This is a genomic window from Aeromicrobium sp. P2_G6 (assembly GCF_056403535.1).
On record NZ_JBFUFH010000002.1, the window covers coordinates 173,133 to 185,439 of the forward strand.

Annotated in this window: 13 protein-coding genes; 7 read left to right on the plus strand and 6 right to left on the minus strand. The window is 67.4% G+C overall.

Going from position 1 to position 12,307, the window contains the following annotated elements; translation table 11 throughout:
- Positions 1-237: 237 nt before the first annotated feature.
- From eat to AC1DVU_RS07260, 6 genes are all read left to right on the plus strand, one after another.
- The gene (eat, locus tag AC1DVU_RS07235; RefSeq protein WP_476921761.1) at positions 238-1,812 is read left to right on the plus strand and encodes an ethanolamine permease; all 1,575 of its coding nucleotides are present in this window, start codon (positions 238-240) and stop codon (positions 1,810-1,812) included.
- A gap of 78 nt (positions 1,813-1,890) precedes the next feature.
- Complete coding sequence (locus tag AC1DVU_RS07240) at positions 1,891-3,363, plus strand: xylulokinase (protein WP_476921762.1); 1,473 nt, start codon at positions 1,891-1,893, stop codon at positions 3,361-3,363.
- The gene (locus tag AC1DVU_RS07245; protein ID WP_476921763.1) at positions 3,360-4,706 is read left to right on the plus strand and encodes an iron-containing alcohol dehydrogenase; all 1,347 of its coding nucleotides are present in this window, start codon (positions 3,360-3,362) and stop codon (positions 4,704-4,706) included. Before AC1DVU_RS07240 ends, AC1DVU_RS07245 begins: the two co-directional genes overlap by 4 nt.
- 10 nt (positions 4,707-4,716) lie before the next feature.
- Entirely contained in the window at positions 4,717-5,415 is a 699-nt protein-coding gene (locus tag AC1DVU_RS07250) for a beta/alpha barrel domain-containing protein (RefSeq protein ID WP_476921764.1), read from the plus strand.
- A gap of 9 nt (positions 5,416-5,424) precedes the next feature.
- Positions 5,425-6,174: a GntR family transcriptional regulator gene (locus tag AC1DVU_RS07255; protein WP_476921765.1), complete on the plus strand. Its 750-nt coding sequence runs from the start codon at positions 5,425-5,427 to the stop codon at positions 6,172-6,174.
- 120 nt (positions 6,175-6,294) lie between these two features.
- Complete coding sequence (locus tag AC1DVU_RS07260) at positions 6,295-6,432, plus strand: hypothetical protein (RefSeq protein WP_476921766.1); 138 nt, start codon at positions 6,295-6,297, stop codon at positions 6,430-6,432.
- A gap of 137 nt (positions 6,433-6,569) precedes the next feature.
- Here the strand turns inward: AC1DVU_RS07260 and AC1DVU_RS07265 are convergent, their stop codons facing one another.
- Both AC1DVU_RS07265 and AC1DVU_RS07270 read right to left on the minus strand, forming a co-directional pair.
- Positions 6,570-7,001 carry a hypothetical protein gene (locus tag AC1DVU_RS07265; RefSeq protein ID WP_476921767.1) on the minus strand — a complete coding sequence of 144 codons (432 nt, stop codon included), beginning with the start codon at positions 6,999-7,001 and terminating at the stop codon, positions 6,570-6,572.
- A gap of 9 nt (positions 7,002-7,010) precedes the next feature.
- Positions 7,011-7,955, minus strand: coding sequence for an NADP-dependent oxidoreductase (locus AC1DVU_RS07270; protein ID WP_476921768.1), 945 nt, complete (start codon positions 7,953-7,955; stop codon positions 7,011-7,013).
- 114 nt (positions 7,956-8,069) lie between these two features.
- Between AC1DVU_RS07270 and AC1DVU_RS07275 the strand changes: the two genes are divergently transcribed.
- On the plus strand, positions 8,070-8,567 hold the full coding sequence (locus AC1DVU_RS07275) for a MarR family winged helix-turn-helix transcriptional regulator (RefSeq protein WP_476921769.1): 498 nt from the start codon (positions 8,070-8,072) through the stop codon (positions 8,565-8,567).
- Between the two features lie 54 nt (positions 8,568-8,621).
- Here the strand turns inward: AC1DVU_RS07275 and AC1DVU_RS07280 are convergent, their stop codons facing one another.
- The 4 genes from AC1DVU_RS07280 to AC1DVU_RS07295 are packed head-to-tail and all read right to left on the minus strand — an operon-like array spanning position 8,622 to position 12,306.
- The gene (locus AC1DVU_RS07280) at positions 8,622-9,659 is read right to left on the minus strand and encodes an MBL fold metallo-hydrolase (RefSeq protein WP_476921770.1); all 1,038 of its coding nucleotides are present in this window, start codon (positions 9,657-9,659) and stop codon (positions 8,622-8,624) included.
- Positions 9,656-9,979, minus strand: a complete 324-nt coding sequence (locus AC1DVU_RS07285; RefSeq protein WP_476921771.1) for an EthD family reductase — start codon at positions 9,977-9,979, stop codon at positions 9,656-9,658. Before AC1DVU_RS07285 ends, AC1DVU_RS07280 begins: the two co-directional genes overlap by 4 nt.
- 7 nt (positions 9,980-9,986) lie before the next feature.
- The gene (locus AC1DVU_RS07290; protein WP_476921772.1) at positions 9,987-11,498 is read right to left on the minus strand and encodes a class I adenylate-forming enzyme family protein; all 1,512 of its coding nucleotides are present in this window, start codon (positions 11,496-11,498) and stop codon (positions 9,987-9,989) included.
- 40 nt (positions 11,499-11,538) lie between these two features.
- Positions 11,539-12,306 carry an SDR family NAD(P)-dependent oxidoreductase gene (locus AC1DVU_RS07295; RefSeq protein ID WP_476921773.1) on the minus strand — a complete coding sequence of 256 codons (768 nt, stop codon included), beginning with the start codon at positions 12,304-12,306 and terminating at the stop codon, positions 11,539-11,541.
- Position 12,307 lies beyond the last annotated feature (1 nt).

Below are 12,307 nucleotides of genomic sequence, written 5' to 3' on the forward strand. Positions count from 1 at the left end.
TCCTGCTCACGGATGGCGCTGGACCGCTGTATTACCCAGGAGACAACGACGATCTTGAGCTCGTTGTCCTGGAGATCGTCAAGCAACTGGAACCTCTCACCAATTGGTGAGCGGTTCACGGATCCATCGAGCGCTGGCGAATGCGCGCACGCCAGACCGTTGACCTGCACCGCGTCCAGAGTTATCGTCAAAGTTGTCTGACAACTTATGCAGGGGGGACGGCAAGCAGGAGGAGCGATGGCGGACAAGTCACGTGCTTTTGGGAAGGTCACCTACCAGGAGGCCGCCGACGGATATTTCGAGAAGCGGCAACTGCGCCGCCACGCCGCCTTCTGGTCACTGTGGGCGCTGGGCGTCGGGGCCGTCATCTCCGGCGACTTCTACGGCTGGAACCTCGGCATTGATGCCGGTGGCTTCGGCGGACTGCTGATCGCCGGGGTCGTCATCACGATCATGTACTACGGACTCTGCTTCAGCATTGCCGAGATGTCACCAGCGCTGCCGCACACCGGTGGCGCCTACTCGTTCTCCCGGTCCGCGATGGGCCCATGGGGCGGCTTCATCACCGGCCTGGCCGAGAACATGGAGTACGTCATCACGCCGGCCGTCGTCGTCGGCGCGATGGGCTTCCTGTCGCACGACATCGTCGTCGACCTGACCGACAACGACGGGGACTGGAACAGCCCAGTGTGGTGGTGGCTGCTCTTCTACATCGTCTTCGTCGGGATCAACATCCTCGGCGTCGAGATCACTTTCCGCTTCACCGTGGTGATCACCGTTCTGGCGCTCGGCATCCTCGCGTTCTTCTACATTGCCGTGGTCGTCAAGGGTTCCTTCGACAGCAGCCTGCTCACCAACATCAAGCCCGACGAGGGCGAGAGCTCCTTCCTGCCGAAGGGTGTCGCGGGGATCTTCCCGGCCTTGCCATTCGCGATCTGGTTCTACCTCGCGATCGAGGAGCTGCCGTTGGCTGCTGAGGAGTCTCACGATGTCGGGCGTGACCTCCCACGCGCGACCCTGTGGGGTCTCACGACGCTGGTGCTGTTCGCCGTGCTGACCCTGTTCCTGAACACCGGCGTGGGTGGCGGCGCGAAGACAATCGGCACCTCGGCGACTCCGTTGTTCGACGGTTTCAAGGCCGTGTTCGGCGAAGGCACCGGAGCGTCCCTCTTGGCGTTGATCGGGTTGATCGGGTTGATCGCGAGCTTCTTCACGATCATCTATGCGTACGGCCGCAACACGTACTCGCTGTCCCGTGCGGGCTACTTCCCGCAGGTCCTGTCGATCACCCACCCGACCAGGAACACGCCCTACGTCGCGCTCATCGCCGGTGGGGTGGTCGGTTATGCGCTCACGCTGCTCATCTACTACCTCGGTAAGGCCGAGGGCGACCTCGCGGGCAAGATCGTCGGCGCGCTGCTCTACATGGCCGTGTTCGGCGCGGTGATCTCGTACTTCATGCAATGCCTGGCGTTCATCATGCTGCGTCGCAAGCTGCCGGACATCGAACGCCCGTATCGGAGCCCAGTGGGTATCCCGGGCGCCGCGATCGCCGGTGCGATCGCCCTCGTCGCGCTCGTCTCGCTGTTCCTCAACGACGACTACCGCCCGGGTGTGTATGGCACGCTCATCTACTTCCTGCTCGGCATCGTCTACTTCGCGATCCGAGGACGGCACAAGCTGGTGTTGTCGCCGGAGGAGGAGTTCGCGATGACCCGAGGCGAGCACGGTGCGCATCTCCAGGAAGAGGGCTATGGATCGACTCACGTCTCCCAGATCGAGACTGAAGATTCGCCGCCTCGGTCACCCTGACGGGACCGGGGAAGATCGCCGTCCGATCCTCCCCGCGACCGTCCCACCCAATGCTCTACCGCCAGGTGAGGGGGAGTCGTGTCTCTGGTCCTAGGAGTCGACGTCGGCTCGCAGAGCATCAAGGCGGTGCTCGTCGACGAGAGCGGCGAAGTCGTCTCGTCCGGCTCAGCACCTCTGACGATGGTGCACGAGCACGACGGCTGGGCCGACCAGGATCCGGCTGCCTATCGCACCGCCTTGCGCGACGCCGTGCGGATGGTGACCGATGGCATCGCGGCGGACCGGATTGTGGCCATGGGTCTGGGCAGCCAGGTCGACGGCGTCGTCGCCTGCGATGCCGACGGCACTCCCTTGCGCTCGGCGATCATCTGGCTGGACAAACGTGCCACGGACCAGTGCGACCGACTGGTCTCCACGGTGGGGCCGGAACGGCTGGCCGAGCGTACTGGACTCGTTGCTGATGCTTCGCACAGCGCACCGAAGATGATGTGGATCCGCGAGAACGAACCGCAGGTCTGGCAGCGCGCCGCCATGTTCGCGCCAGTCGGGGCGTATCTGCTGCACCATCTCTGCGGCTCGTGGGCCCAGGACGCCGCGAACGCATCGTCGACGATGGTCTACGACGTCACCAAGGGTGACTTCGACGCACAGCTCTGCGAGGCCGCCGGCCTCGACCCCGCGATGCTGCCGCAGGTCCGGCCCTCGACGGACGTGGTCGGCACCCTGCGGTCCGACGTCGCCGCCGACCTCGGACTGCCGGCCACCTGCGCGGTGGTCGTCGGCACGGGAGACGAGCACGCCGCGTCTGTCGGCGCCGGTGCCATCGAGCCCGGCGTCATCGTCGACGTCACCGGTACGGCGGAGCCGGTGACCACGGTCGGCGACGAGCCTGTCCGCGATCCGCTCTGCGTGGTGGAGACCCACGGCCACGCGGTCCCCGGTACGTGGCTGATCGAGAATCCGGGATTCGTCAGCGGCGGCAGCACCCTGTGGCTCTCCAGCGGGTTGCTCGGCATCTCGCAGGGGGAGGTCTTCGCACGAGCCGGGGAGGCGCCACCGGCCAGCGACGGCGTGCTGTTCCTCCCCGCGCTGTCCGGTTCGACCGCACCGCGGTGGAACGACTCGATGCGGGGTGCCTTTCTCGGCCTTGGCATGAACCACACCTCGGCCCACGTCGCCCGCGCGGTGCTCGAGGGGTGTGCGTATGCGCTGCGCGACATCGTCGACCGGCTCGGCGCGTTGGATCTCGGTCACGGCGAGGTACGGATCGTCGGCGGTGGTGCACGAGACGACCTGTGGGCGGCGATCAAAGCCGACGTGCTCGGCCGGCCGGTACGTCGCGTCCTGTCCAAGGAGGCCACCGCTGTTGGTGCCGCGATGGTTGCGGGGGTCGGTTCCGGGGTGTTCGCGAGCTTCTCGGAGGCATCGGTCGCCGTACAGCTGGACACGAGCACCATCGATCCCGACCCTGGTGCGCAGCAGCGATACGCCGAGGCGTACGGCCGCTACCGTGCCGCCTTTGATGCCGTCGAGTCAGCGTTGGCCACATGATCAGCATTCCCGACCCGAACGCGATCCTCGCGATGCTCCGCGAACGGGGCCACGCCGACCTGCCCGACGTCGACATCCGCATCGGTGCCTCGGTGCTGGACGACGCGATCAAGGACAGCTCCGGTCGCTTTGGCACGCCCGTCATCGTCAGCGACGGCGGGCCGTACACCACGCCGGCCGGGCCAGTCGTCGATCGGCTCGCCGAACAGCTCGGCGACTGCCCGGTCATCCAGCTCGGTACGGGGACGGTGCGCGCCGACGAGGAGACCGTCGAGCGGGCTGTGGCCGAGGTCGGCGACGACCGGCTGATGATCTCGGTGGGCGCGGGCACGCTCACCGACATCGCGAAGGTCACCGCGCAACGCACTGGTAGCCGCCACGTTGCAGTCCAGACTGCCTGCAGCATCAACGGCTTCATCGCCGACCGCAGCGTCCTGGTCATCGCCGGCGCGAAACGAACTGTCGTGTCGCGCTGGCCGGACCAACTCATCGCCGACTCCGACATCCTGACCGCGGCACCAGCCGGACTGAACCTCGCCGGAGTGGGCGACCTCTCCACGGTGCCCAACGCGGTCGCCGAGTGGCAGCTCGCGGCGGGTGTCGGACATGGACCCTCCTACGATTCCGCAGTCGTCGAGCCGGTCCTTGCCGCGATGCCTGCTCTTCCATCGCTGGCCCGAGCCGCGCACGCCGCCGAGCCGGCCGGTCTCGCCGACCTCGCCCGGCTGCTGGCTGGGAGCGGGTTGTCGATGGGAATCGTCGGCTCTACGGCACCCGCATCGGGCACTGAGCACGCGGTGTCACACCTTCTGGAGATGGCCCTCACCGAACGGCAAGAAGCTGGCGCGCCGCACGGCATGCAAGTGACCGTCGCGACCCGGCTCGCGCTACGGGTCTGGCAGCTCGTCGATCGCACGATCAGGTCGACCCGGCCGCATGTCCACGTGTCCGACGAGTCCACACGTCGTGATGCGGTGGCACTCGCCTTCGCCGAGCTCGGCGAGAAGACGGTCGAGGAATGCTGGGCGGGCTACTCCGCGAAACGCAGCTGGCTGCTCGAGCACCGGGCAGATGTCGAGGCGTTGGTCACCGCCTGGGACGCGTTCACCAAGACGCTGTCGCTACCGACCCCGGAACAGTTCGACGAGGTGAGCCATGCGAGTGGTCTTCCCGCACGCGCCGAAGATCTTGGGCCCGGCTATGACGAACCGCTGCTGTTCTGGGCGCTGAGAAATTCGCATCTGCTGCGCGAACGGTTCTCGATCGTGGATCTCGCCGATCTGCTCGGGGTGTGGTCGGACGAGACGGCGCGATCGATCATCACCGACGCCGAGAACGGATGAAGGAGGACCTGTGGCTCATTTCGTGTTCATGCTGACCCACGACGACCGAACCGTCGACAACGCGGCAGAGATCGTGCCGACGTTGGCCGACACCGGGTTGCGGTACATCGGGTTCAAGGACGTCGGAGCAGACCTCGCCCGACAACGTGAGCTGACGTCGCTCGCCCACGACGCCGGCTTCGAGGTCATGCTCGAAGTCGTGTCGACGTCCAAGGAGGCCGAGCTGTCGTCGTTGCGGTCGGCGGCGGAGGCGGGGTTCGACTGGGTGCTCGGCGGCACCCACGGCGCCGAGACGGCGGGCATGCTTCCCGACAGCGTGCGGTACTGCCCGTTCCCCGGCCAGGTCGTTGACCACCCCAGCGTCCTGCTCGGCACGATCGACGAGATCGCTGCCGACGCGGAACGGCTGACCGGGCTCGACCACGTAGCGGGCCTCGATCTACTGGCTTATCGCCACCCGACCGCCGACACCCTCGAGCTGATCCGTGCGGTGGTCCAGGCATCGAGCGGCCCGGTGATCGTGGCGGGATCGATCGCGAGCATCGAGCGAGCCGTCGCGGTGAGCGAGGCCGGCGCATGGGGCTACACGATCGGCAGCGCCATCTTCGACGGCCTGCTTCCCGGTGCTCCGTCCATCGCTGATCAGGTTCGCCGCGTCCTCGAGGAGACGGATTCTGGCGCAGATACAGTGCCCGAGACCCGGACGTAGGCTGGCGACATGCCCGTGAAGAGCTTGCTTGCCGACCGCCTGCGCGACGAGCTGCTGGAAGAGATCGCCAGCGCTCAGATGCAGCCGGGAACCAAGCTGCCGACCGAAGGTGAGCTGGCGAGGCGGTTCAACGTGTCTCGGGCGACCGTGCGGGAAGCGGTGACCAGCCTGGTCGAAGCCGGCTACGTCACCCGTCGTCACGGATCTGGCAGCTATGTCGCCGAGCGTCGGCGGATGCCCCACGGTCTCGACTCGACACTGAGCTATCTCGCGATGATCGAGAGCGCCGGTGCGCACGCCGGGATGCGGGTGCTCGATGCGGTTCTTGATCATTGCTCGAAGCTCGACAGCCCCCTGCAGCTCAGCCAGGGCGACAGGGTCCTGGCAGTGGAGCGCGTCCGGACAGCCGACGGCCAGCCGGTGATCTACTCACGCGACCGCATTCCGGCGCGGCTGCTGAAAGGTGACCTCGATCTACAGAACCTCCACCCCTCGCTGTTCGGATTGCTGAGGTCGTCGGGGCATGCCGCTGACCACGCGACAGCGACCCTGCGCGCCGTCGCCAGCACCAGCCGCACGGCGAAGGTGCTCGGGGTCCGGCGCGGGAAGCCTCTGCTGTACATCGAGGAGATCGACTACGACCGCGATGGAACCCCGGTCATGTTGTCCCGGGAATGGCACGTCTCCGAGGCGTTCGACGTGCGGATCAACCGGCAGGCCCAAACGACGCCGATCGTCTCGTGGAACACAACCAGCTAGCCATGACTTCTTTTAAGGCATCCGTACAGGTATTCGCGTTCCGCTGACGCTGGTGTGAGGGCGGAATAGGCTTCCCGGAAGAGAAGCGGCCCTTTGGGTCCTGAGGAGTAGGTGCACATCGTGTTCAAGCGTCTAGTAGCCGCAGCATTTGTGACGGTCCTGACGGTCGTGGGAGTCGCGCCCGCGGCAACCGCTGCCCCCGGCGACCACGGCAACAATGGTGGCGGCGCATCGCAGCTCCGCATCGATTGGGACTGAGCAGCAACTGATCGGTCCCAGGGCACTCACCTCGGTGGGTGCCCTTGGCATGCGACCCACGAGTCAGCTCATCTGCGCCTCCGCCCCGGCGGCTTCAGCGGACCACCCCTAGTCGCGGATGCGGATCGGTGGCCGGGCTAGGCGAATATGACGAAGAGGAGGAACTCGAGGAGAATCAGGCCACCCAGAATTGTGCCGATCAAGGCGAGTCCCGCCGGCCTCCCGCGCCCATCCATGAGACCCACCACGACGGCCGCCAGAGCCAGCAGACCCATCACGATCCAGATCCAGCCGTTTGAGTCGTCGTCGCCGCTGATGAACATGCCTACGACATTGGCCACGAGTGCCGCGATCCCCAAGCCGAGGGCCAGTTGCGCTCTCGACGGTGCTGAGTCACTGCGATGTGCGTCTGTCACGGTCCGCTCCGATTCTCGAAGGTGCCCCGCCTCGACGGTACGCTCGTCGGCGTCACGGCCGCAATAGACAAGCTGCGCATCGCCGCGAGTGCCCGCCAGATCGACGGCGTGGCGGGCACTCGGGTTCGTTCCCAGGTCGCTAGGTGCACACATCCGGCATAGTCAGGCGGCATCAGGCACGATGACGATCTTGCCGTGGAGCGAGCCTTCGGCCGCGGCCGCGTGAATGTGCGGCAGCTCGCTGAGGGGAACGCGTCGAGCGACATCAACCGTGAGGTCGCCGTTGTCGATTCGTGCGACCAGCCCGGCCAGCTGCTCGCGGTCATTGTTGACGTACAGGTCGATGCCGCGGACGCCGCGCTCGTCATCACTCGGGGCAGGCATCCAGACCGTCGTGCTGACAACGACGCCTCCGTCGCGTACGCGTCCGGCGAGGGCTGTGAAAGCGGCGGGGTCGATCGGGGCCAGGTTCAACAGGACGTCGACGGGTTCGGTGACCGCGGTGGTCAGGTCCGCCGTGGTGTAGTCGACGATCTGGTCAGCTCCCTGAGCGATGACCTGATCGCTGCTTCGCGGGCTGGCGGTGGCGATCACGTGCGCGCCGGCCGCTTTGGCCATCTGCACCGCGAACCCACCGACTGCGCCATCGGCTCCAGTGATCAGGATGCGTTGGTCTGACTTGAGCTCGGCGTGGACGAACAGCGCCTGGAATGCGGTGAGTCCCACGACTGGCATCGCGGCCGCATCAGCCAGCGGGATGGCCTTGGGAGCTTGCGCCAAGCTCTCGGCTGACACCAGGACGTAGTCGGCCGCGGCACCGTTCTCGACGAACGGGAGGAAGCCGACGACCCTGTCACCGACCTCGAGATCGGTGACGCCCTCGCCAAGCTCGTCGACCGTGCCTGCGACGTCGAGGCCGGGGATGTGCGGCAGCGTGAGCGGCATCGGCCCCTGCATCAGCCCCGCGCGGATGTTGCCGTCAACACCGTTGAACGATGTGCCCGCGACGCGAACCCTGACTTGCCCGGAACTGGGGACAGGGAGGTCCACGTCCTCGTAGTGCAGGACGTCGGGACCGCCGTACTCGTGAAATCGGATTGCCTTCATGGTGATGTCTCACTCTCGAATGGAGTGCTTCGAAGTTGAAGCACTCCATGAAAGTAGCAGTGCTTCGAATACGAAGCAAGTGCTTTGAATGCGAAACATCGTTACTCTGATCACATGACTCAGACCCCCTCGTCTTTGGATGCCGTTCAGCTCCGTGCGTACTTCGCCCTCACGGAGGTGGCTGGCCTGCTCAAGCACGCGGTGGAGCAACAGCTGCGTGAGGTCGGTGACCTGAGCTTTGTCCAGTTCCAGCTCCTGGCGCGCCTCGGGCTCGGCTCGTCGACGGGCAGCGAACGCATGACTGACCTCGCTGACGGTGTCGTCTACAGCCGCAGCGGGCTGACCTACCAGGCCGGACTGCTCGAGAAGGCTGGGCTGGTCGCCCGCACCCCCTCGGCGGATGACGACCGGGGCATCACGGTCACCATCACCGACGCTGGGCGAAAGCGGCTCGAGAAGGTCCTACCCGGGCACACCGAGGTCATCAGCGATCAGCTGTTCCAGCCGTTGTCGGTGGCGGACACCCGGGCCCTCGCTGACCTGCTCGTGCCAGTGCGCGATCACATGCGTTCGGCGCCGCCGCGATCCGCGGCTCCTCGCCGCCGGCGCTGAGATCAAGCGCTCCCCGACGCACTCCAAGGAGGTCACGGTCCGGTCGCCGGTTGCTCAGGCGGGGGAGAAGAGCGCGACGGGCGTCGACGTGGCGACTACGCGGGCGTCGTCGACCATGACGTCGAGGTGGGCGAGCGTCTCGCAGACCGCCATCATCTGGTTGAACTGGTCGAGGTCGGCGAGGCGGCGCTCGCGGCGGGTCCACAGCAGGCGCTGGGCGACCTCGAGCGCTGTGGCTGGCGTGCCGAGGGAGCGCAGCACGCGCTCGGCCTCGTCGAACCGCTCGGCGTGATGGTCGAGGAGCTCGTGGACGCGGTCGTGGACGCTGTCGATCGGGTAGCCGTGCGCCGGCATCAGGCGCGCGTCGGGTCGCGTGAGCAGCAGCCGGAGCGACGACAGGTAGTGCTGGAGGGAAAGCTCGCGGGCGCCCAGCTCGAAGCCGATCGAGGGTGTGATGGTCGGGAGGACGTGATCGCCGGTGAAGAGCAATCCACCCTGATGGTCCTGGAACACGATGTGGCCCTTGGTGTGCCCGGGCGTCGGGACGACCTCGAGCTCGCGAGCGCCCAGATCGATCGACTGGGCGTCGAGCCACGAGTCTGGCAGCTCCCACGCCTCGTCGTCGAACGGCTCGGCCGCGGTGAGTGCGGTCATGTCCGCGGCCAGCGCCGGCGCACCGGCTCGCTCGAGCTCGAGGATCGAACCGACCGGTACGTTCGTCCGGATCGCCATGACCTCGCGGAGCCCCGGTTCCTCGGGACGGCCCAGGTGCACACGGGAGCCGAAGAGCCGGCGCAGCTCGACCGCGAACGTGTAGTGGTCGCGGTGGATGTGCGTGACGTAGACGTCGTGGATGTCGGCGGGCGTGTGGCGGATCGTGGCCAGAGCGGCGGTCAGCTCGTGGAGCGCCGAGGGTACGCGCCACCCGCCGTCGATCAGCGCGAGGCCGCGCGCCGTCTCGATGGCATAGACGTTGATGGCGCGCAGGCCGTCATTGGGCATCGACAAAGGGATGCGGTGCACGCCGGGCGCGACCTCGAAGCAGCCGGGATCAGACCAGGCTGAGGTCGGCACGTCCGAGGTGGCGGTCACTCGTGGGCCACCATGACCTTCTCGTCGCCCATGACGGCGATCCGGCGCCCACGCATGTCGCCGACGTCGGCCACGGCGTCCAGCCACTCCTGGCTTGCGAGCGCGGCCTCCATCGCCTCCTTGGTGTCGAAGCTCAGGACCGAGAGGCCGTCCCAGCCTTCCGACTTCTCGCCCATCGCCTCGAGGATCTCGGTGTGATGCCACCGCCGAAGGCCGGGAAGAGCGTACGTCGGGTCGGCGTGATCGTTGCGCCACCAGTCGATGAACTGCTCGTGGGTCCAGTCGCGCGGGCGGGCGGCGAGGATGATCAGGTTGTACATGCGGCTCCTAGGTCGTGGGGTGGTCGGCCGGCGTGCGGCTGAGGTCGGTGGCGAGCTTGACCGCGTCGTCGCGCGACAGCTTGCCGACACGGTTCTGCGGCAACGCGGCGACGCGGTGGACGAACTCGGGCCACTTGAACTTGGCGAATCCCGCAGCATCGAGGTGAGCCGTGACGGTGTCGAGGTCGATCTCGGCGCCGCTCGTGACAATCAGTGCGGCGGCGCGCTCACCGAGCAGCTCATCGGGGACCGGCACGACGCAGACCTGCGCGACGTCGGGCATCTGGGCGATCGCGGCCTCGACCTCATTGATGTCGATGTTGCGGCCGCCGCGGATGATGATCTGCTTCTCGCGGCCCACGATGTTGAGCGTGCCGTCGGGGTTGATCCTGGCCAGGTCGCCGGTCGGGAAGAAGCCGTCGGCTGTCAGTGCCGGCGGCTCGGGTGCGCCGTTGCGGGCATACCCGACGAAGAACGACGGCCCCATGACCTGCAGCTGACCGACCTCGCCGGGGCCGCGGGGGACCCCGTCCTCGTCGACGACCCGCACCGTGGTGCCGGGGAACGGCCGACCGTCGCGGCCGAGGCGTACGTCCTCGTCCTCGGTCGGCAGGGGAGTCGTGTGGCCGAGGCACTCCGACATCCCGAAGACGCGGAGGAACTTCGTGCCGAGCGTACGTTCGGCGCGGCCCAGCGCTCCGGAGTCCATCGGGCCGCCGCCCACCGTCATGGCGGTCAGCGACGAGAGGCTGCCGGTCGAGTCGGGCAGGATCGACAGCTGCAAGGCCATCGTCGGGACGAGCATCGTCCAGCGCACGTCGTGCTTGGCCATGAGGTGCAGCGCAGCGGACGGCTCCCAGCCGTCGAGGGCGACCATCGGTGAGCCGAGCATCGCCGGCAGGTACATCCCGAAGCAGAATGCGGCGACCGACGACAGCGGGACGAGCGCGCCGACAGGATCGCCGGGCTGCAGCCCGACGGCGTCGATCGTGCAGGTGCCGGCGTAGCGCAGGGCATCTTCCGACTGCACGACACACTTGGGCCGCCCCGTCGAGCCGGAGGTCATGGCGACGACGACGCCGCCGCGCCAGCGCTCGACCCCGCTGGTGACACCGGGACGCGCCGTCACGGTCCAGCCGTCGAGGGCCTCGGTGCGCAAGGAGAAGTGGTCCAGCGGCACGTCCCAGCCGATGATGACCGGCTCGGACGCGATGACGACGTCAGGGACGAGGTCGCTGCACGCGATCGCGAACTCGCCAGGAGTCGCGTGCCGGCTCACGACGGCGATCAGGCCACCCTGCATCCCTACGGCGAGGGCCGCGGACAACGTGCGCCAGGTGTTGTCGGCCTGCACGAGCACGGTCGGCGCTCCCTCGACGCTGGCGGCGAGGACGTGCGCGAGCAGCTCCGCCTCGCGCATGACCTCGGCCGTCGTGTGCGGGCCGGAGGCATCGATGACGGCGATCGCGTCGGGCGTCGTCTCGACGCGCGCTGAGAACTCCGCTACCAGCTGCTGCATGGACCTACCTCTTCGTCAGGATTGAATCGTGCGCTCATGGTCACCGGGCCGTCCACCCTCCGTCGACGACGAGGGTCTGGCCGGTCACGTATGACGAGGCGTCCGAGCTGAGGAACAGCAGTGCGCCGTCGACCTCGCCGTCGTGGCCGCCACGGCCGAGCATCGTGTTGCGGCGGACCCAGCGGGCCGAGGCGTCGTTGGTGAACAGGCCGTCGGTCATCTCAGTGTCGAACCAGCCCGGTACGACGGTGTTGACGCGTATGCCGCGCCGCCCCCACTGGCCGGCGAGCTCGCGGCTGAGGCCGACGACCCCGGCCTTGGAGGCGGCATACCCCGCGCCACCGATCGGTGCGGTCGACACCAGGCCGACGACCGACGAGATGTTGATGATGGAGGCTTGCTGGCCTTCCTGAACGGTCTGCGCCACGGCGACCGCGAGGTGGAACCCGGCAGAAAGATTGAGGTCGAGGAGCTCGGCGAAGTCGGCGGGTGACTCGGTCTCCGCGTCCGGCGGACCCGCGCGACCGGCGTTGTTGACCAGCACGTCGACCCTGCCGTGATCGGCCACGACCCGGTCGACGAGTGACTGGCGATCCTCGGCGTCGGTGATGTCGCATCGTACCGGGACGATGCGGTCGTCCTCCTTGGCCAGGACCTCGAGCCGGTCGAGCCGGCGAGCCGCTGCGTAGACGGTCGCGCCGGCACCGGCGAGCGTACGGGCGAAGCCCAGGCCAAGACCCGACGACGCACCGGTCACGATCGCGGCGCGGCCCGAGAGGTCGAACATCGACAAGGGTGATCCATTCACC